Source organism: Paenibacillus tundrae (assembly GCF_030812775.1).
In the GTDB taxonomy this organism is placed as follows: domain Bacteria; phylum Bacillota; class Bacilli; order Paenibacillales; family Paenibacillaceae; genus Paenibacillus; species Paenibacillus tundrae_A.
Window position 1 is genome coordinate 163,801 of the sequence record NZ_JAUSTI010000011.1, and the last position, 21,869, is coordinate 185,669.

General features: G+C 46.1%; 12 protein-coding genes and 1 rRNA gene. 12 read left to right on the plus strand and 1 reads right to left on the minus strand.

From position 1 onward, the window contains the following. Nucleotides 1–19 precede the first annotated feature (19 nt). From J2T19_RS19525 to ligA, 11 genes are all read left to right on the plus strand, one after another. Nucleotides 20–1,921 carry a stalk domain-containing protein gene (locus J2T19_RS19525; protein ID WP_307218641.1) on the plus strand — a complete coding sequence of 634 codons (1,902 nt, stop codon included), beginning with the start codon at nt 20–22 and terminating at the stop codon, nt 1,919–1,921. A gap of 650 nt (nt 1,922–2,571) precedes the next feature. After that, the gene (locus J2T19_RS19530) at nt 2,572–5,085 is read left to right on the plus strand and encodes a U32 family peptidase (RefSeq protein WP_307218643.1); all 2,514 of its coding nucleotides are present in this window, start codon (nt 2,572–2,574) and stop codon (nt 5,083–5,085) included. Nucleotides 5,086–5,204: 119 nt separating this feature from the next. After that, nucleotides 5,205–8,672, plus strand: coding sequence for a DEAD/DEAH box helicase (locus tag J2T19_RS19535; protein ID WP_307218645.1), 3,468 nt, complete (start codon nt 5,205–5,207; stop codon nt 8,670–8,672). Nucleotides 8,673–8,760: 88 nt separating this feature from the next. Next, a complete protein-coding gene (galU, locus tag J2T19_RS19540) occupies nt 8,761–9,645 on the plus strand; it encodes a UTP--glucose-1-phosphate uridylyltransferase GalU (protein ID WP_307218647.1) in 885 nt (294 codons plus the stop codon). Between the two features lie 269 nt (nt 9,646–9,914). Further along, complete coding sequence (rfbC, locus tag J2T19_RS19545) at nt 9,915–10,463, plus strand: dTDP-4-dehydrorhamnose 3,5-epimerase (protein ID WP_307218650.1); 549 nt, start codon at nt 9,915–9,917, stop codon at nt 10,461–10,463. A 14-nt stretch (nt 10,464–10,477) separates the two neighbouring features. Then, on the plus strand, nt 10,478–11,503 hold the full coding sequence (rfbB, locus tag J2T19_RS19550) for a dTDP-glucose 4,6-dehydratase (protein WP_307218651.1): 1,026 nt from the start codon (nt 10,478–10,480) through the stop codon (nt 11,501–11,503). Then, nucleotides 11,500–12,384, plus strand: a complete 885-nt coding sequence (rfbD, locus tag J2T19_RS19555; protein ID WP_307218653.1) for a dTDP-4-dehydrorhamnose reductase — start codon at nt 11,500–11,502, stop codon at nt 12,382–12,384. Before rfbB ends, rfbD begins: the two co-directional genes overlap by 4 nt. A gap of 174 nt (nt 12,385–12,558) precedes the next feature. Then, a complete protein-coding gene (locus J2T19_RS19560; protein WP_307218656.1) occupies nt 12,559–13,434 on the plus strand; it encodes a phosphatidylinositol-specific phospholipase C/glycerophosphodiester phosphodiesterase family protein in 876 nt (291 codons plus the stop codon). A gap of 184 nt (nt 13,435–13,618) precedes the next feature. Then, on the plus strand, nt 13,619–14,305 hold the full coding sequence (gene pcrB, locus J2T19_RS19565; protein WP_370874906.1) for a heptaprenylglyceryl phosphate synthase: 687 nt from the start codon (nt 13,619–13,621) through the stop codon (nt 14,303–14,305). A 445-nt stretch (nt 14,306–14,750) separates the two neighbouring features. Then, a complete protein-coding gene (gene pcrA / locus J2T19_RS19570; RefSeq protein WP_307218660.1) occupies nt 14,751–17,108 on the plus strand; it encodes a DNA helicase PcrA in 2,358 nt (785 codons plus the stop codon). Nucleotides 17,109–17,249: 141 nt separating this feature from the next. After that, nucleotides 17,250–19,262, plus strand: a complete 2,013-nt coding sequence (gene ligA, locus J2T19_RS19575; protein ID WP_307218662.1) for an NAD-dependent DNA ligase LigA — start codon at nt 17,250–17,252, stop codon at nt 19,260–19,262. A gap of 221 nt (nt 19,263–19,483) precedes the next feature. On the opposite strand, the gene J2T19_RS19580 is transcribed toward ligA, so the two are convergent. Next, nucleotides 19,484–20,845: a molybdopterin-dependent oxidoreductase gene (locus tag J2T19_RS19580; RefSeq protein WP_307218664.1), complete on the minus strand. Its 1,362-nt coding sequence runs from the start codon at nt 20,843–20,845 to the stop codon at nt 19,484–19,486. Nucleotides 20,846–21,547: 702 nt separating this feature from the next. Here J2T19_RS19580 and J2T19_RS19585 point away from each other — a divergent pair. Beyond that, nucleotides 21,548–21,869 (plus strand): 16S ribosomal RNA (locus J2T19_RS19585); the annotation flags it as partial.

A 21,869-nucleotide genomic window follows, 5' to 3' on the forward strand; every position in this document is an offset into this window, starting at 1 on the left:
GAGAGGACGAATGAACGGAATGAAGAAGTCATTTTTACGTGTGCTGAGCACAGGCATGTTGGCTGGGATGCTAACTTTTGCCTTAGCTATGCCAGTATGGGCATCCGAGGATATCACCACGAATGAACTGCGAATCCAAGCAGGAAGCACTCAAGCTTATATCAATGGGAGCAAACAAGCAATCGCGAAGCCTTACAAAATCAATGGTGTGACCATGGTGCCTGTCGGCGTTTTTAAGAAGGCTTTTGGCAGTGAAATTCGTTTGGAGAGTAATGATGTTGTCAAAATCAAGGAAGGTGCACATACGGTAACGATCACGATTGGTAGTCCGATTGCCTGGGTGGATGGCGTCAAAAAAGACATGGGTACATCCCCTAAAATGGTGAATGGTGTACTTATGGTTCCGCTTCGCGTAGTAGCAGCAGGAATTGGCGCAACACTTGCTCCAACATCTTCAGGAGAAATCATCATTCGCTTAACGCAGATGGAATCGCCGACGGATAAGGACGAGGACGACATTGATGTGGATGCAGATAAAACGAGAATCGGTAATAGTTATTATGGCTGGTCGATTAACTACCCGGAAGATATGATTATTTTACAAACGGAAGAGCAGGAGCGAATGATGTCATTTGGCCCTGCGGATGAAAGTTATTATCTTCAGGTATATGTCAGCGATGAGAACACTGCACTTGATGCCGATGACTTATTGCATCAGCTTGAACAGGAATCCAAGGAAGCAGAAGATATTGTGCTGGATCGCCAAGCCGTTAACCAAGCCGACATGCCGTATGCACGAACTGTTGTAAATGATAAGGACGGGATGTTCTGGGAGATGCGTCAGTACATCCAGGATAATCGACTGTATAGTATTTATTTTGCAGATTATGATGCAGTATATTATAAGGATCTGGATCAACACGCAGCGTTATTGAACTCATTCCAACCTACCTATGATCAGTCAGATAGCTCCATCAAAGATCTATCTACAGTCGTTGATGGCATGCGTTACGTCCACAATGGTGATTATGGCATTGAGCTGAATGTGCCGGCAGGGTGGTCGATGGACAATAACGAGCTGTCCTACCAAGCGAAGGATGGAGCTTACTTAGAAATGACGGTTTCATCTACGCCTAAGGGAGCTACCGTTCAACAATGGAGCGAACAACTGGATAAGTGGATGCGTGAGGCATTCACGCTAGATAACTATGAGCCTATCCGATCCTATACGATGGATATGTCTGGTGAGACGGCAAAGGTTCAGGAGTTCCGTTATAACTTTGGCGATGGATGGCAGACAGAGTACAATGTACTTTTGCAGAAGGGCGACTATCGTTATTATGTTGAATATTCGTTCCCCGAAGATCAGAAGCAAGATCAAGCATGGTTTGAACGCATTGTTGAGAGTATCTATATTGATTTTGATATTGTTGCTGATAACTTTGGTCAATTGGAAGAGGATTACTATTTGATAGACAAAACGAAGCAACGTACACGGACATCCAAACGTTATCAGTACAGTGTTGATATTCCGCGCTATTGGACGCCGTATAATGATCAGTTTGAACAATCTCCAGTGGCATACACCTTCACAGGCGGAGAGTTCTCTATTGCTGCAGACGAAGAGAGAACCCTTGAGATGACGGCCAGTCAGCTGAAAGAAGGATATACGCGAGCAAGCCAAACCCGTAAGAACTTCAAGCTGATGAATAGCGAGAAGATCACGTTTGCAGGTGTGCCTGCATTCTCCTTTACGTACCATGATGTGGAAAAGGCTGTACCATATACCGGTCGTCAGATTGTATTCGAGAAGAATGGAATCACATATACGATCACGAGTGGACTAAACGATGCGAATCGAACGGAAGTTCAGGCAGCCATTTTGGAAAAAGTAGTGAACTCATTTACATTTATAAAATAAGGATGTTATGTGAATCAATTTCATAATACCTATAGCTGCTTTAATCAAGGCTAGATAGAGATCAAAACGGTTCAATTTGTCTTTATCTAGTTCCATCAATCCATTTTTAGTGAGTTATGAAATTGATTCATGAAACGATAATATACAAGATCCATGCCGGAAGGTCAGTTGACCTTTCGGTTTTTTATTTTCCGTATGAAAATGGTAAACGGTTTTTTCAGGAAAGCGTAGAAGAGTCGGTGCAGAAGTGGTACACTATACTAGTTCAGGAGTTATGACTGCTGATCTGATATGAAAGAATGACTGTAGGCCTGGATATCAGGGAATACAGACATATGTATAGAAGTTGTTCAAAAAGTCCGCTTTTGATTACGAAGGATGCCTAACGGCATCTCAACGTCGAATATGGGATTCAGCCGAAATAAGTGGATGCTTACGAAGCTTGTTTCCTTCGGAAACAATGTAGTTGCTCACGTAGTTTTGCCTACGCTCCGCTACTCCATTTCTAGCTTCATCCCATCTTCTCGGTACTGAAAACCGCCCTTTTTGAACACGTATGTATAGATGGAATTGATTGAATGATTTTTAATTGATAGGTTGGACGTTCAGGTATGAAATCCGGCACATAGCCGGTTATGGGGAGGATATACATGAAAACAGCAACAATACGAAGAGAAGATGTCGAGCTTCTGGCACCCGCAGGTGACTGGGACTGTATGCGTTCGGCAGTAGCTAACGGCGCAGACGCCATTTTCTTCGGAGTAGAAAAATTTAATGCACGCGCTCGCGCAAACAATTTCCGTATGGACGAGCTGCCAGAGATTATGGCGTTTTTGCACAGTTACGGCGTAAAAGGTTTTTTGACCTTTAATATATTGATTTTCGAAAATGAATTGGCAGATGCCAAAGAACTCATCGATGCTTGTGTGGATGCTGGCGTAGATGCGGTAATTGTACAGGATCTTGGTTTGGTCAAGTTGATCCGCGAAATCTCGCCGGACTTCCCAATCCATGGTTCAACGCAAATGACGATTACATCCCCGGAAGCGGTGGAATTTACGAAGCCGTTTGACATGGAACGTGTCGTGCTTGGACGTGAGAACAACTTGAAGCAGATCCAGAAGATCGGGGAACAGGCAAAATTGCCGATGGAAGTGTTTGTCCATGGTGCGCTGTGTGTATCCTACTCGGGTCAATGTCTTACTTCTGAAATGTGGGGTGGACGTTCTGCGAACCGTGGGGAATGTGCACAGGCCTGCCGTTTGCCGTACGATCTGATGGTCGATGGTGAGCACAAACCGATGGGGGATGTGGCATATCTGCTGTCTCCTAAGGATCTGGCTGCGATTGACTTGATGCCTGAACTGATTGAAGCAGGTGTAACTTCTTTCAAAATTGAAGGACGTCTCAAAACGCCTGAATATGTGGCGAATGTGGTAAGTAAATATCGCAAAGCGATTGACCGGTATTTTGACGGAGATAACACACCGCCTAGTAAGGAAGAAGTTCGTGAACTGCAACAGAGTTTCTCTCGTGGATTCACACATGGCTTCCTTGATGGTACGAATAACAAGCAACTCGTAGATGGTACATTCCCGAAAAGCCGTGGTGTCTATCTTGGACGTGTGGATCAGGTGCTGCGTGATGGCGTCGTGCTGAAGCTCGATGCACCGGTGAAGCGTGGAGACGGAATTGTATTTGATGCCGGAGATCCAACGCAGAAGGAAGAAGGCGGACGTGTATATGATGTACGTCGTAAAGGCGTAAAACTTGAAGGCGAAGCTGGAGAGGGCTGGGTTGTGGACATCGTGCCAGGCCGTAGTGATGTGGATCTGCGCCGTGTGAAGGTTGGCGACAAAGTATGGAAAACGAATGACCCTGCGCTGGATAAACGTCTGCGTCAGTCATTTGAGACAGATAAGCCATACCGTGTGTTCCCGGTAAATGTCAAAGTGATCGGCAGCCCGGGACAGCCGCTTAGTACGTGGTGGACAGATGTGCAGAAGGGCACAACAGTCCGTGTAGATTCCGAGATGGAATTGGATATTGCACAGAAACGCCCAATGACTTACGAATTGCTCGAAGAGCAGTTTGGACGTTTGGGTGGCACAGTGTTCCAACTGGAACAATTGGATGTCAACCTGCACGGTGACATCATCATCCCCATGCGCGAGCTAAACAATATTCGCCGTCAGGCGGTTGAACAGCTCGCAGGTGAGCGTCCTAAACCGCCCGTCTATGTGAAACGTGCGGTGGACGTATATGGCGATACGGTTAAACCAGCTTCGCCAGTTGCTCGCGGTCAAGCAGAACTGACTGCGCTCTGCCGTAGTCTGCCACAAGTAGAGGCAGCACTGGAAGCGGGTATTGAGATGATCTACGCTGATTTCGAGTTCATCAAACAGTTCCCGGCTGCTGTAGAGGCTGTTCGGACGGCTGGACGCAAAATTGCCCTGGTAACTCCACGTATTCATATGCCTGGCGAGAACGGATACCACAACAACATCCTACGTCTGAAGCCGGATGCAGTACTGGTACGTAACACGGGTGCCCTATATTTCTATCTCCGTCATCGGATGGAGAATCCGGATGCGAAGCACCCGGAATTGATCGGTGATTTCTCATTGAACATTGCGAATCACAAGGCTGTTGAATTGTTCTTGGAAGCAGGTTGTGATGCGGTCACGCCTTCATATGACCTGAACATTCAGCAAATGGTTGACCTGCTGGGTCGCTCACGGACGGACAAGATGGAAGTGGTTATTCATCAGCATCTGCCGATGTTCCATACAGAACACTGCGTGTATTGTACGTTTATGAGTGAAGGCACGGACTATACGAACTGTGGACGTCCATGTGAAGATTCCCGCGCATCTCTGCAGGATCGGATCGGTATGTCTCATCCCGTACGCGTGGATGAAGGTTGCCGTAATACCGTTTATAACGCAGTAGAGCAATCTGGTGCTGAATATCTAGCCAACTTCATGGATCTGGGCGTATCCCGTTACCGTGTAGAATTCCTAGAAGAAACACCTGAACAAGTACGTGAAGTTATTGATCTGTACAACCGTGCACTGCGCGGTGAGATCAGCGGCACGCAAGTTTGGAAAACGCTAAAAGCAACGAACCAACTCGGCGTAACGCGTGGTCAATTGGTGAAATAAGCTCACAAACCCCAATCTCTGCCTTACGGAGCTCTTGGGGTTTTTTCTATAAAATCGGAATAATCGTGACGGGGTAGTTGATGTCCATTATTCAGCATGAATAAGGAGGCGAAAGATCCGTGGCGCCATTCACAATCATGGATATTAAGTTGCTGTGCGGAGTCACGGCATTCAAGCAAGGCGAAGCCTACAATGAATCAGGAAGGGTCACGGGCCTCACTGCCAGTGAGGATAAAAGGCATTATGAAGCGCTGGTTCGCGGCACGCAGCGTTATAAAGTCACCGTTGACCTTGATGAGATGGGGGAGATTGTAGCCGACTGCAACTGTCCCAACGATACGAGCTATTATGACCAATGTAAACATGTCGCGGCTGTATTGCTGTCGATTCACCAATGGGGAGAGCAGCAGGAGCGTGAGTCCAGAAGCAATCTCCCTTCCAAAGTGGGTACATTCGTAGAAGAACGTGAGTGGGAACGTCCTGCTCCAGTTCATTTTGCTCAGGCAAGCCGTCCAAGCTCAGCTCCAGGATGGGGCAGGTCGGCAGATAAACCCTCCTATCGTACAGCAGATCAGATTTTGTCTATGTTTGCCAAGGAACGCCATTACGTAGATGAGCATAGACGGCATCATACAGCACCTGTCACACGGTCTTCGCTGCGGGAAGAGTTACATGTGCAGTTTATTTGCAAGCTGGTACAGGTGCATCAAGGGGGAGCCAAACTAGCTCTTGAACTGAAAGTTGGAGGCAAACGCCTGTACGTTGTTCAGAAGGTAAAGCAATTCCTGAACTGTATGGAGAAGGGCGAACCGATGTCGTTTACGAAGTTATTCCTTTATGATCCTTCCATGCATTATTTTAATACTCAGGATCAGGCTATTCTATCGATGTTGATTCGAATGAGACAGAGTGAGGAAGCTTATCGTCAATCCATCTCTGGGTACCTGGGTGCTTCGGATGGAAGGGATATTCTCATTGCCCCATTCGTCTGGAAGCCGCTGCTCGAATTGTTGCTTCAGGCGGATAGCCGAATGGAAGGCACGGGTTTTATTAATGGGCCACTGACCTTAGGTGAAGGTGTATTACCTTTGTACTATCGTATCGCCCAGGGATCAGATGAAGGGTATCAGCTTGAAGTTTCTGGACTACGGGAACTGATTCTACTTCCTGCGTATGATGCTGCTGTCGTCGAAGGACAGTTGCATATGTTAGATGCAATGCAGATGCGGAGCTTAGAGGATCTAAGCAAGGCGCTCACTTCGTATGGCATTAAAGAAAGCATCGACATTTCAGCGCAGCAGGTGGATGAGTTCGTACAGCATGTTGTGCCTGAGCTTCGTCTTCTTGGACATTTGTCTATTGATTCACAGGTGCGTGAGCAGATTGCAGAGCCGGAACTTGCACCGAAGTTATATATCGACTTCTATCGAGAACGGATTACAGCACGTCTGGAATTTGATTATAGTGTCATGGTGATCAATCCACTAGCAGAATATCTGATCGACGAGGATGAGAAGAAGATCATTCTCGTGCGTGATCGCCATGCGGAACGGAATCTGATTGATCGTTTGGATCACTCTTTTCTAGAGCGGGATGGAAGTGTGTGGACGAGTGAACGGGAAGATGCGATCTATGATGTTATGTATCATTTGCTTCCTGAACTTGAAGGTTTAGTAGATATTTATATGCCACATGCTGTGAAAGCGATGATGCAATCCTATCCAACGCCTCCCAAAGTAAGAGCAGATCTAGGTAAAGGACTGGATTGGCTAGAAATTTCGTTTGAAATGGAAGGTATTGATGAGCTGGAGCTGCGAGAGATGATGCGTAGTATTGTGGAAAAGAAACCTTATTTCCGTTTACGCAGCGGCGTGTTTGTCTCGCTTGAAAATGAAGGGGCAGAGAGCTTTGCACGTCTAGCAGACTCGCTTGGTTTAGAGGCAGCTGACATGACGAACAGCCAGCTATCCTTGCCTGCGGTTCGGGCACTCCAACTGCCAGGGCGTGACGAAGTGTCCAACCATGTAAAATGGGGCGGCTCGTTACGACGTTTCCTGGATCATCTCCGCGATCCGGATGGTATGGATTTTGAGTTGCCTTCCGACCTAGGGCCTGTGCTGCGTGATTATCAGATTAGCGGGTACCAATGGCTTCGTACGCTTGCATTTTATCGGTTCGGGGGCATATTGGCAGATGATATGGGACTTGGCAAAACGCTACAAAGTATTGCCTACATCACAGCATCACTTCAGGAGAAGCCTGAGTACAGCGATGACCGGGTAACGAGCCTCCCTATAGATGATATGGGAGCAATTACGGATGGCGTATGGACTACCACACAGCAAGACGGACTGACCATCCGAACGCGGGCTACGCATCCCCCAGTGCTTGTTGTTGCCCCAGCCTCGTTAACCTATAACTGGGCGAATGAATTTACAAGATTTGCTCCACAGTTGCGTGTGTTAATTGCAGCAGGACACCGAGAAGAGCGAGCTTCGATGCTTGCGGATATGAATCAGGCAGACGTTATTGTGACGTCCTACCCATTACTGAGACGGGATTTAGACATGTACTTGGGCAGAAGTTTCCATACGCTTATTTTGGATGAAGCGCAGGCGATTAAGAATTCTTCGTCTCAAACAGCTCAAGCCGTCAAACAAATTCAAGCTCCGCGCCGCTTTGCGCTTACAGGCACGCCGGTGGAAAATTCACTGGATGAGCTGTGGTCGATCTTTGAAGCGATCTTCCCTGGTTTGTTTCCGAACTATCGGAGATTCCGTGACCTGCCTCCAGAACGGATTGCCCGAATGGTACGTCCGTTCATTCTCCGTCGCCTGAAGAAAGACGTACTTGAGGAGCTACCAGACCGAATTGAAACGGTACAGCGTTCCGAGCTGACGGCTGAACAGAAGAAACTCTATGTGGCTTATCTGGCTCAGCTTCAGGATGAAACGTCAAAAGATATGGAAGATGGCGGGTTTAACAAGAACCGTATCAAGATATTGGCGGGTATTACTCGATTAAGACAGTTATGCTGTCATCCGGCGCTCTTTGTAGAAGGTTACCTGGGAGACTCGGGCAAAATGGAACAGTTGCTAGAGACCGTGGAAGACTGTCTTGCTGCGGGTAAACGCATCCTTATATTCTCACAGTTTGCGAGTATGCTGAGCCTGATCCGGCAGACATTGGCGGCGCAGGGACGGGATTTGTTCTATCTCGATGGACAGACGCCTGCTGCCAGTCGTGTTGAAATGTGTCGGAGATTCAATGAAGGAGAAGGTGAACTATTCCTTATCTCTTTAAAAGCAGGCGGCACAGGATTGAACTTAACCGGAGCGGATACCGTTATTTTATACGATCTGTGGTGGAACCCTGCGGTGGAGGAGCAAGCAATCGGTCGTGCTCACCGGATGGGACAGAAGCAAGTGGTACAAGTTATTCGTTTGATTACGGAGGGCACCATCGAGGAGAAAATTTTAGAGCTACAGCAGCGTAAGAAAGACCTCATTGCAGAAGTGATCGAGCCGGGAGATGGTGGATCGACCACATTATCGGAACAAGATATTCGGGAACTTTTGATGGTATAATGGATTCCAATTACGTAGATATGTCCATTATTTTCATCCGTTTATATTATAATGTTCAAAATTTCTCGATCAGAGGGGTGGATTCAGCATGCGTATACGCAAAGCCATTATTCCTGCAGCCGGACTGGGTACCCGATTTCTCCCAGCCACAAAAGCAATGCCCAAAGAAATGCTGCCCATCGTGGATAAACCGACAATCCAATACATTATTGAAGAAGCCGTGGCTTCAGGGATTGAAGATATCATTATCGTCACAGGTAAAGGTAAACGTGCTATTGAGGATCATTTTGATTCCTCCTTTGAACTAGAGCAGAACCTAGCAAGCAAACAAAAATGGGATCTGCTCGAACAGGTACGCAAACCTTCCGAGATGGCTGATATTCATTATATTCGTCAAAAGGAAGCCAAAGGTCTAGGGCATGCGATCTGGTGTGCTCGCAAGTTTATCGGCAACGAACCCTTTGCTGTCCTGCTGGGTGATGATATCGTGGAGTCCGAGCATCCTTGTCTGCAACAGATGATTGAAGTATATGACGAATTGCAGTCGCCTATCGTTGGTGTGCAGCCCGTAGGTTGGGATGAAGTATCTCGGTACGGGATTGTTGATGGGGAAGCCATTCCTCACTCCGAAGATCGAGTATTCCGTGCACATCGTTTAATCGAGAAGCCGAAGCGGGAAGACGCTCCTTCGAACCTGGCTATTATGGGGCGTTATATTTTAACGCCAGATATTTTCGAGATTCTGGGTCGTCAGTCTGTGGGGGTGGGGGGAGAAATTCAGCTCACTGATGCCCTGTCTCTACTGAACCATCAACGTCAGATTCTCGCCTATCATTTTGATGGTTTGCGTCACGATGTAGGAGAGAAGCTGGGCTTCATCGAGACAACACTTCATTATGCAATGCAACGTCCTGACCTACGTGAGGATTTAATGAATTACATGGAGAAGATCGTGAATCAGCATAAAGCATAAAGAATGTATATTGTGTTTCCCCGTATTACATCTATCATTTAACTGATCTCTGATCTCTGATCTCTGATCTCTGATCTCTGATCTCTGATCTCTGAGCCAAGCCAAAGACCATTCTGGCTTGGCTTTGTTTATTCCCGTGTATGTAAAATGAACTCTTATTGAAACAAGAATATTCTATCTTGCGGGCCGATGAACAATCACACACCTGTTCTTCTACATATATATAGTCAATATGAATAAACCCAGTAACATTATAACGGAGGGATACGATGAAAGTAATTCCACTGTTTATGGACGGGGCGGTTATTTTGGAGCCTAAAGTGTATGGCGATCATCGAGGTTATTTTATGGAGAGCTATAATGAGCAGCAGCTACACGAACAGGGGATCCATCATGTATTTGTGCAGGACAATCAATCCTTATCTGCGGAAGCAGGTGTTATCCGAGGGTTGCACTACCAGCTTCAACCTAAGGCTCAAACCAAGCTCGTGAGAGTACTATCTGGCGCAATCTATGACGTAATCGTCGATATTCGTCCATCCTCTAAGACGTTTGGTCAATGGAAAGGTTTTATACTCAGTGAGTACAATCAGCGTCAGCTCCTTGTTCCACAAGGGTTTGCACATGGTTTTTGTACCCTTGTTCCTAACGTACTGGTGTCTTATAAGGTAGATGAGTACTATTCGCCTACACATGATCGTGGTATTTTGTGGAATGATCCAGCGCTTGCAATCGATTGGCCAATAACGAATCCTGTGTTATCAGATAAGGATCAAAAACATCCCTGCTTGCAGGATGCCGAAGTAAACTTTGACTAAAGGAGAGAGACACCATGAAACTGCTCGTTACTGGGGGAGCTGGATTTATAGGCAGCAACTTTGTGATGTATATGCTTCGCACACATCCAGATTATGAGATCATCAATGTGGATTCTTTAACGTATGCAGGAAATCTGGAGAATTTACAATCCATTGAATCTAATCCGCAGTATCGTTTTATCCACGCAGATATCACGAATGTAGAACAGATGGAGCAGATCATATCGCAGGGCATCGACGTTGTCGTTAATTTCGCTGCCGAGTCTCATGTGGATCGCAGTATTGTATCACCTGATATTTTTGTTCGAACGAATGTACTAGGTACCCAGGTTCTACTTGATGCAGCGAAGAAATATCAGATCACCAAGTTTGTGCAAGTGTCTACGGATGAGGTATACGGTTCTCTTGGGGCGACTGGTTTGTTTACCGAAGAGACACCGCTGATGCCGAACAGTCCTTACTCTGCAAGTAAGGCTGGTGCAGATCTTTTGGTTAGAGCGTACCATGAGACCTTCGGTCTGCCGGTGAATATTACGCGCTGCTCCAACAATTACGGTCCATTTCAATTCCCGGAGAAACTCATTCCGCTTATTATATCCCGTGCTTTGAATGATGAGACGGTTCCGATCTATGGTGACGGTTTGAATATACGCGACTGGCTTTATGTTGAGGATCATTGCAGTGCAATTGATCTGGTCATCCATCACGGACGGGTGGGGGAAGTATACAACATTGGTGGTAATAACGAGCGTACCAATCTCTATATTGTAGAAACGATTCTCAAGCAGCTGGGCAAACCGACGAGTTTGATCCAATATGTACAAGATCGGCTAGGGCATGACCGGCGCTATGGAATAGATCCGACCAAATTGTCTACAGAGCTTGGCTGGCAGCCTAAGCATCATTTCGAAACTGGGATCAAAGAGACAATCCAATGGTATTTGGATAATAAAACATGGTGGACACGTATCCAATCGGGTGCCTATCAGAATGATGTGAAGGCTCAGGAAGGCAAGCAAATGAGTGAGCCAACCGAATGAAATATAGAGTGATGGTAACGGGAGCAGCGGGTCAGTTAGGTCAAGATGTTGTACGGACGTTCCAGCGAGAGGGTCATCACGTGCTGGCATGTGATAGGGATCAGATGGACATCACGGATCAACAGCAATGTACCCAGACTATTATTTCGTTTAAACCTCACATGATTATTCATTGCGCTGCCTATACCGCGGTGGATCAAGCTGAGACAGATGTAGGAACGGCTTATGCAGTAAATGCAACGGGAACTCGTAATATTGCAGTGGCAGCGGAAAAGGTGAAGGCCAAACTACTTTATATTAGTACAGACTATGTTTTTGATGGAACTTCCCGTGTGCCTTACCGAGAGTATGATGCAACCAATCCGCAAAGTGTGTATGGCCGATCGAAGCTAGCCGGGGAGCAGTTGGTGCAGAGTTTATGCTCACAATGGTTTATTGTGCGGACATCATGGGTGTTCGGAGTACATGGTCATAATTTTGTGAAAACGATGTTGGAGCTCTTACAGAATCGTCCTGAGCTACAAGTGGTTCAAGATCAGATTGGATCACCCACGTACACTGTCGATCTTGCTAATCTAGTGGGTGTTCTCGCTCTAAGTGAAAAGTATGGCATTTATCATGTTTCGAATACAGGAACGTGTACATGGTATGAATTCGCCAAGGCGATTGCGGAAGAAGCAGGGAAGCATGGTGATTTTCATCTTAAGGCTACACTAATACCGTGTTCCACGGAGAAGTTCCCCCGACCAGCCCCTCGTCCCTCCTATTCTGTAATGGATCATCTGGCGCTCCGGACGAACCGTTTGCCATTACTCAGACCTTGGAGAGAGGCCTTAGTTGCTTTTTTACAAGAGTTAAAAGATGTACAGAAGAATGGATAGCTCAGCCACATTCCTTCATTTAACAGTCGCCTATGGGCGGCTTTTTTGTTTGATACCTCTCATATCAGGGTAGTTAGTTACCAAAAAGCAATTGTGCATCCGCGTGATGCGCGCAATCCTAATCAAACTGCTCAATCTTCTATACTATCACTCACTTAAGGAAGTGAATGCCTTATGAAACGCATCGCTGCAGTTCTTACATTACTTCTTGTTACCGTAGGTATGCTCTTTTTTGCCTATGACAGTCAGAGCGAGGAGCAACGGGAAGGCTTTACAGCATATCGTTTAATTGCTCATGCCATGGGAAGCATCCGGGATCAACCGTACACCAATGCTTACGAGGCGATGATTGCCAATTACGAGAAAGGCACACGTGTGTTTGAGATTGATTTTATGCTGACATCTGATCGCCAAACAGTAGCGAGACATGAATGGACAGCGAATATGAGCAAAATGTTAGGACAGGATGAAGAGCTGCCGGAAGAGAAGCAGGCAGAGCGATTAACATATGATGAATTTATGAATACGCCAATTCTAGGCATGTATCAACCGATGGATGCAAAAGGTATCGTGGATGTACTCGCTCATTACCCAGACATGTACATTGTGACAGACACCAAGGAGCAGAAGGACGAAGATATTAAGCAGGTTCTACAATCCTTAGTTGATGCGGGTAAGAAATATGATTCGGAAGTGCTTGATCGCATTGTAGTCCAGATCTATAACGAACCGATGTTGCAAACGGTTAAAGAGGTTTATGCATTTCCCTCCATTATCTATACGTTATATGCTACCCAGGATACAGAGGCTCAGGTTGTCGATTTTGTGCAAAAGAATGATATTGATGCAGTAACGATGCCTGAATATAAGGTGAATCAGAATTTCGTCGCTAAACTGAACAAGGCTGGAGCAGTTACCTATGTACACACCATCAATGATACAGATCAAGTCGCGAGCTATGAGAAATGGGGCGTGTACGGCGTCTACTCCGATATCTTGACCGAACAAGAAATGGAGCAGATGAACACGAGGTTTGCCTGGCGACCCTAATTGATGGTTGAGCGATTTTCTTATTAAAAAATTACAGGTTACTCCTGAACATGTGGGGAGAGTCTGTAATTTTTTGTTCCCCTTTTTATGCGAACATTGACACTCACTCCCTGCTGACTTAGACTGAGTTTATATGTTTCACTAGGATAGAGAAGAACCTCTGGAGGAATGTTCGTTGATAGACATGATTAAGCAGTGGAGACATGTTTTTAAGCTCGACCAGGATCGAGAAATATCAGATGACGCATTGGACAAGGTATGTATGTCCGGAACGGATGCAATCATCGTGGGAGGGTCTTCAGGAATTACGTATGACAACACCGTAGACCTCATGTCTCGTATTCGTCGTTATGAGTTGCCGTGTGTGCTTGAAGTATCTGATCTGGAGGCAGTTGTCCCTGGATTTGACGGGTATCTCATTCCCATTGTACTTAATGCGACGGATAGCAAATGGATGATTGGACAGCACCAGCAGGCGATAGAGCGTTATGGTTATCTGATCCCCTGGGATCTGCTCATTGCTGAGGGGTACATTGTGCTTCATGCGAACTCCACCGTGGCACGAATGACTGGAGCCGATACCGAGCTAACGACAGAGGCTGCCGTTGCCTATGCCCAGGCTGCAGAGCGATTGCTTCATCTGCCTATCATTTACATGGAGTACAGCGGTACGTTTGGCAACATGGAACTTGTCGGCGACATACACAGGCAACTGGATCGAGCGCATCTTATTTATGGCGGCGGAATTGATAGTTGCGAGAGAGCGGAACAGGCAGCTCAAGTTGCAGATACAGTTGTTGTAGGGAACATCATTTATAGTGATCTACAGAAGGCGCTGGATACTGTACAGGCTGTGAAACAATCGGTTTAAGCGGTTTAGTTTACCAATCCCCCACATCCCCTTTTGAATCTGTTAAAATAGAACTTTGCCCTTTATAACTTAAGTAGTATCGCGTTCAGAGGTTTCAAACTTCTTTCAACAATTGTATTCACGATTTATGTTTTACACAGAACACAGATTGTAGAAGCAATTTGAGAAAACGAAGTGTCCCTCTTTTAAACTGAAAAGTTACTACAGTTTTCTCGTTATTTTTGCCTAATACCAAAATATAAGGATACGATGTTTACACCCGAACGGAGAGTGCAGAAGCGATCTGAAGAAACGCAGTGTTCGTATTTATCACCGGATTTTCCCTTTGACAAAGGGGATCGATAAATCTGGGGATAACGACGATCGGAAGACGGTACTGCAATCGAAGTGCAAGTGTAACCTTTTAATTTTGTTATCGATCAACTAATGGAAGGAGCATGCATGCATGCAACCTATTAATATACATGATGCCGTTGCACGGCTTAACACCCCACAGCGACAAGCCGTCGAGGCGACGGATGGCCCCTTGCTGATTATGGCAGGAGCGGGAAGTGGTAAGACCCGAGTGCTTACGCACCGGATTGCCTACCTTATCGCAACACGAAAAGCACCCCCTTGGGGCATTTTAGCGATTACCTTTACGAACAAAGCGGCCCGGGAAATGCAGGATCGGGTATCCCAACTCGTAGGTGGCTCTCAAGGCCGCGACATCTGGGTATCCACATTCCACTCCATGTGTGTGCGCATTTTGCGCCGTGACATTGAACGAATTGGTTTTACGCCTAACTTCAGTATTTTGGACTCATCCGATCAATTATCTGTTATTCGTAGCTGTATGAAGGATCAGAATATCGATACGAAGAAGTTCGAACCCAAAGCGGTTCAGGCGATGATGAGCACAGCGAAGAATGAACTGATCAGTCCTGAGCAGTATGAGAAGCAGGCAGGCGACTATTTTGAGGGGATTGTGGCGAAGGTATATACGATGTACCAAAAGCGGTTAAGAGCCAACAACTCGCTCGACTTCGACGATCTCATTATGGCGACGATCCAACTCTTCAAGGAAGTGCCGGAAGTTCTCGACTTTTATCAGAAGAAATTCCAGTACATTCACGTGGACGAGTATCAGGATACGAACCGTGCACAATACATGCTTTGCCGCATGCTTGCAGACAGTCATCACCGCATCTGCGTGGTAGGGGATAGTGACCAGTCGATCTATCGCTGGCGTGGAGCGGATATCAGCAACATCCTGAACTTTGAGAAAGACTACCCAGAGGCACAGACGATTTTGCTGGAGCAGAACTATCGTTCAACCTCTAACATCCTGAATGCAGCGAATGAAGTGATCGGTCTCAACACCGGACGCAAACCGAAGAAGCTGTGGACGGACAAAGAGGGTGGTTCGAAAATCAAAGTTTACCGTGCTGATTCAGAGCATGATGAAGGTTATTTCGTAACCTCCGAGATTAGTAAAAATGTGAAGAACGGCAAATCCTATCAGAACCATGCCATTCTGTATCGTACCAATGCCCAGTCCCGGGTAATAGAGGAAATTCTGATCAAGTCAGATATTCCGTATCAGATCGTCGGCGGCATCAAGTTCTATGATCGTAAAGAGATCAAGGACATTTTGGCTTACCTGCGTTTGTTATCTAACCCGGACGATGATATCAGCCTCACTCGGATCATTAATGTGCCGAAGCGTAGCATTGGGGATACAACGGTTGCGAAGCTTGCGGCTGCTGCCGGTGAGCGTGGAGTTTCTATTTTCCGTGTACTTCAGGTTGTGGATGATCTTGGTTTTGCAGGGCGGACGCGCAATGCGCTAGTGGAGTTCTATGATATGATCGCTGCATTGCACCAGATGGTAGAGTATCTGTCGGTAACTGAACTGACGGAGAAAATTCTGGAGATGAGTCAGTATCGTATTGAGATGCAAAATGAGAATACACTCGAATCACGTGCACGACTTGAAAATATTGACGAGTTCCTGTCCGTAACGATGGAGTTTGAGAAAAATAATGAAGACAAGACGCTCGTATCATTCCTTACCGATCTCGCTTTGATTGCGGATATCGACAGCATGAACGATGATGAAGAGGATCAGAGCGATGCGGTGACCCTGATGACAATGCACAGTGCCAAAGGTCTGGAATTCCCGGTTGTCTTTATCGTGGGTATGGAAGAAGGTGTCTTCCCGCATAGCCGAGCTTTCATGGATAATGAAGAGTTGGAGGAAGAACGCCGCCTTGCTTATGTAGGGATTACACGTGCGGAAGAGCAGTTGTTCCTATCGTGTGCTCAGATGCGGACATTGTTTGGACGAACAACGGCAAATCCGCCGTCTCGCTTCCTAGACGAAATTCCGGATGAGCTAAAAGAAGATACCTCTATCGCACGTGACCGTTATCGTCGTGGTACGAACACAGGGGGATCTTATGGTGGGCGTGGACTAGGCTCCAGCGGGGGAAGTAACTTTGGTGGTAGTGCGGCTAAGCTGTTTGAACATCAAAGCCGGAGCGGTTCTTCCGCTAGTGCATCCGCACCAACTTCCCGTGTAACTACAAGTACCTCTCGTCCAACATATGCTACGCCATCATCTGCTTCCAAGCCTGCGGCTTCGAATAGTGAATCAGGTTTCAAAGCAGGGGATAAAGTGCAGCATGGCAAGTGGGGAACAGGCACAATTGTTGCGGTAAAAGGTAGCGGTAATGATACCGAGCTGCAGATTGCATTCCCGGCTCCCGTTGGGGTGAAACGTCTGCTTGCGGGTTTTGCACCTATTACCAAAGTAGAATAAGTCTATAAGAGTTAGTGAGTTACGAAGTCGATTCAAGAGCGAACGCAGAGCCAATGCTCTGACGTTCGCTCTACATATATTTTTGACATATAATCACATAAAGTTCGAGTTAAGATTAATATAACGGAGGGATGGCCCTGTATGGACCCAATAAACCGGATGGAGCAACTCGTAACTGAGCTGAACCAACATAACTATCAATACTATACGATGGATCAGCCACAGGTCAGCGATAAGGAATATGATCTTTTGTATGACGAACTGGTCTCACTGGAGCAAGAGAGTGGTATAGTATTGCCGGACTCTCCGACACAGCGGGTCGGTGGAGAATTGCTCAAAGGCTTCACACCACACCGACATCTATCCCCACTGTGGAGCTTGGACAAAGCTCAGAACATTGAACAGCTTCGAAATTGGCATACACGTGTATTGAAGTTAGTGAACGATTATAATACTAAAAATCCAGATAAACCTCTGCCGGAGCCAGGCTATGTCATCGAGCTGAAATTTGATGGTCTAACCTTGAATCTAACCTATACCAATGGAGAATTGGTACAGGCTTCTACACGGGGAAATGGCTCCGTCGGTGAAGGGATTTTGGCTCAGGTTCGAACAATTAAATCCGTACCGCTTAAAATTCCTTACACCGAAGGTACCCTTGAAGTTCAAGGAGAAGGAATCATGAATCTTTCGGTCTTGAATCGATACAATGAGACTGCAGCGGAGCCGCTCAAAAATGCGCGCAACGCCGCAGCAGGAGCACTCCGTAACCTGAATCCTAAGACAACAGCAGAGCGTCGTCTGAATGCTTACTTTTATAATATTGGATACTCAGATAACGTTCAGTTTTCCACACATCAGGAAATGATGGATTTCCTCAGAGAAAATCGGTTCAAAGTGAATCCATCCATTACTTATTTCCAGGAGTTCGATGATGTGATGGAGCAACTAGCTGCCATTCAAGAAAATCGTGGACAGTTGGATTACCTGATTGATGGAGCAGTTATCAAACTTACGGATATGCGTACCCGTGAGGTACTAGGGTACACAGATAAATTCCCACGCTGGGCAGTCGCTTACAAATTTGAGGCTGAAGAGACAACGACTGTTCTAAAGGCCGTAGATTGGAATGTTGGACGCACCGGGAAAGTCACACCACTGGCGCGTGTGGAGCCTGTTGAACTTGCAGGAGTTACTGTACAGAACTGTACGTTGAACAATGTGGGTGACATCGAACGGAAAAATCTGAAGTTTGCATTGGGCGCAAGAGTCTTTATCCGCCGTTCTAATGATGTCATTCCTGAGATCCTCGGTAAGGTGACGGAGGAGAGCGACGGCGAAGAGATTGTATATCCAGAACAATGCCCAGCATGTGGTTTTCCATTAGAGCAGCGCGGGGCACATCTATTCTGTAATAACAAGACGGCGTGTAAGCCGCAGACTGTAGCTCGTATTTCCCATTTTGCTTCACGCGACGCCATGGATATCGAGACGTTTAGTGAGAAGACAGCTATCCAGTTGTATGATGAACTGAATGTACGTGAGCCAGCTGATCTATATACGTTACAATTCGATGATCTAGTGAAGCTTGAGCGTTTTGGTGAGAAGAAGGCAAGTAACCTGCTGACAGCACTGGAGCAGAGTAAAGACCGTGACCTTGCATCATTCCTGTACTCACTAGGTATCCCAAACACGGGCAAATCAACGACACGTATGCTCGCCGATCATTATCGTGATCTGCATGCGATCATGAATGCAACCGTAGAGGAACTTATTGAGCTTCCTGATGTAGGTGGTATAGTAGCTGAGAGTATTGTCAATTTCTTCGCTGATCCGTTCACTCAGGCAGCTATTGAGAAAATGCTGGATCTAGGTGTGAAGGCACAAGCACCGGAAGCTCCTGCAGCTGTTGTGGAGGATTCCTTCTTCAGTGGCAAAACGGTTGTCCTTACGGGGACGTTACATCAATTGACGCGAGATGAAGCTACACAGAGGCTTGAAGCCCTGGGTGCAAAAGTGACAGGTAGTGTGTCGAAAAAGACAGACCTTGTCATCGCTGGAGAGAAAGCAGGTAGCAAGCTGGCTAAGGCGCATGATCTCGGAATTCCTACGATAGAGGATGAAGATGAATTGGTTCGCCTGTTGAACCCATAGATAAATGATATGAACATAACGCTGATAATCAGGTTATGACGTTACAAATAAAGTGCCGGAATAGGCTAGCTGTAATGCACGCATAAAAATAAGACCGAATGGCACGCTAATGTGCTAATCGGTCTTTTTCTATTATAAGTTAATTCCAAAGTGGATGAGCAACGGTACGTCTAAAACCAAAGATCACAGAACAACTGATGTTCACTGTCTGTGACATAAGATTAAAGGCTAGGAGTGCGTGTCTTTGACCCCGGAAGCCATGCATCCTTATCATATCCGCGCTCTTCCCAGTATCCAATATGCTCACTGTCAATCAGTTCGATGCGATTGAGCCATTTCACTGATTTATAAGCATACATTTGAGGAATAACCAAACGAACTGGGCCACCCAGATCTGCTGGAATAGGTTTACCATCATGCATGACCGCAATTATAATATCATCCATTTGAGCTTGTTCTAACGTGATCGCATCAGTATACACTCCGTCTCCTGAATAAAACTTGACGCTATGCGCTTCGGGTTTCACGCCGGCTTGAGCCAGAAACTGTTTGAGAGGGATTCCTTCCCAGGTGTTTTTGTAAACAGACCAACCCGTAACACAGTGGAAGTCGCTGACCTGAACTGTACGTGTGAGCTTCACAAACTGTTCCCAGTTCCAGATTTGCCCCCGTTCAACTAATCCATCAATCCGGAATGACCAACTCTCATTGGAGAAAGAAGGAATCGGAGTTACCGTATACACTCTGAAATGTCCCTCTGCGCCTCCTCCGATTGGAGGAGAAGAAGCCGACATGGGCTCAGGTAAAGGTACCATGCGATTGGGGTCATTCTCCAACATAGAATCGATACTGTTTTTCATATTAATATTACGCCCAATCCAGGACACAAATGTAGGTCCAAGCGTAACAGTGAGTCCAAGTCCAACAGCAGAGCGAATGAAAGCCCGTCGAGTGTATACAGGTTGAGGTTTATCAGTATCATTTAGTAGTTCGTCTCTAGACGTTATTCTTGAATCGGAGGAAGATGTTGATGCCACATAAGTGTCTTGATCTGAAAGGACAGCTGAGCCTGAATTGATCCCGCCCTGAACTGGTGAACTCGTTCTGGTGCGTACCGCCCTACGTGCAGGATCCTTCAACCATTTAGTACGGGTGATGGAATGGTAGATAATATAGGGTAGTCCGACCCAGGTTAATAGATCATGAGTGAGTAGTGCAGCATTCGACATCTTCGGACCGGCAAGCTTGAACTGCCATAACACAATGCCTGAGATCAGCCAGCCGACCAGTAGTGCCAGAACTACAATTGTGTTTACCCGTTGCCATGGCCTATTTCGAAGCTGCTTCCAATGCTTACCTGCCAAGATCAAGTAATAAACGACAGGTGCTAGCATGGCCAGACCAACAACAATGTGAATCCATTTCAACCATACACGACCAATGCCCAGTAACTCTCGCCAAAAGCCTCCAACTAACATTAAGCCAGTAATGGCAAGGATGACTACGATCCAAGCATTCCAAGCGTGGATGGAGACCAGTTTTTTGCCATATCCCTTGCGCATACTTTTCAGCCATTGTTTCAAAATGCGATCACCTCACCTAATTCAATTCGTAAAGCTTTTCATGTTCTTCTATAAATGAAGAAGCGACTATACAGTCACCGCAACCTTGTTAAGAGCAATTATCATATTCATTTTTATATACTTTATTATAGAAGCTTTGGATCACTTGCTTCAAATACTCTCAACGGAGAATATGGAACCTGAATTGTGGTACGCCAGAAATATTAACTCGCGGCGTAACACAACTATGAGAGCTAATTGAAAAGAGAACATCAGGCGAGTGATAGTGATTACAGTGTGTGGAGAATAACAAGTAATAATCATGGACTGATATGTCCGATGGATGCCAATAAACGGCGATTTTCTACAATCCTCTGATAGATACGTAACCCGATTGATCTAAATATATAAAATCTAAATAGTTAAGTCAGTTGTTATACGAATATTTTTGGTTTTAATTCAAAAAGTGCTTGCTAAATAAATCTGGGCATGATATATTATTTCTTGTCGCTTCGGACGTTGAAATGTTGAAAACATTCGAACGCTGACGAAAAAAAAGATTGACATTAACTCAATCGACATGATAAGATATAATTCCTGTCCGGCTGATAAGTATCACAGCATCGGGCAACAAGTTCCTTGAAAACTGAACAAATGGATAGTAACTTTTGTTTTACAATGAATCGTCAGATTCAAAATGAGCTAATCGCTCTTTTCAATACTTTATTGGAGAGTTTGATCCTGGCTCAGGACGAACGCTGGCGGCATGCCTAATACATGCAAGTCGAGCGGACTTGATGAGAAGCTTGCTTCTCTGATGGTTAGCGGCGGACGGGTGAGTAACACGTAGGCAACCTGCCCTCAAGCTTGGGACAACTACCGGAAACGGTAGCTAATACCGAATACTTGTTTTCTTCGCCTGAAGGAAACTGGAAAGATGGAGCAATCTATCACTTGAGGATGGGCCTGCGGCGCATTAGCTAGTTGGTGAGGTAACGGCTCACCAAGGCGACGATGCGTAGCCGACCTGAGAGGGTGATCGGCC

Bases quoted from the DNA above. Each gene is read 5' to 3' on its own strand.
- J2T19_RS19525 (WP_307218641.1), top strand. From the start codon at position 20: ATGAAGAAGTCATTTTTACGTGTGCTGAGCACAGGCATGTTGGCTGGG.
- J2T19_RS19530 (WP_307218643.1), top strand. From the start codon at position 2,572: ATGAAAACAGCAACAATACGAAGAGAAGATGTCGAGCTTCTGGCACCC.
- galU (WP_307218647.1), top strand. From the start codon at position 8,761: ATGCGTATACGCAAAGCCATTATTCCTGCAGCCGGACTGGGTACCCGA.
- rfbC (WP_307218650.1), top strand. From the start codon at position 9,915: ATGAAAGTAATTCCACTGTTTATGGACGGGGCGGTTATTTTGGAGCCT.
- rfbB (WP_307218651.1), top strand. From the start codon at position 10,478: ATGAAACTGCTCGTTACTGGGGGAGCTGGATTTATAGGCAGCAACTTT.
- rfbD (WP_307218653.1), top strand. From the start codon at position 11,500: ATGAAATATAGAGTGATGGTAACGGGAGCAGCGGGTCAGTTAGGTCAA.
- J2T19_RS19560 (WP_307218656.1), top strand. From the start codon at position 12,559: ATGAAACGCATCGCTGCAGTTCTTACATTACTTCTTGTTACCGTAGGT.
- pcrB (WP_370874906.1), top strand. From the start codon at position 13,619: ATGATTAAGCAGTGGAGACATGTTTTTAAGCTCGACCAGGATCGAGAA.
- pcrA (WP_307218660.1), top strand. From the start codon at position 14,751: ATGCAACCTATTAATATACATGATGCCGTTGCACGGCTTAACACCCCA.
- ligA (WP_307218662.1), top strand. From the start codon at position 17,250: ATGGACCCAATAAACCGGATGGAGCAACTCGTAACTGAGCTGAACCAA.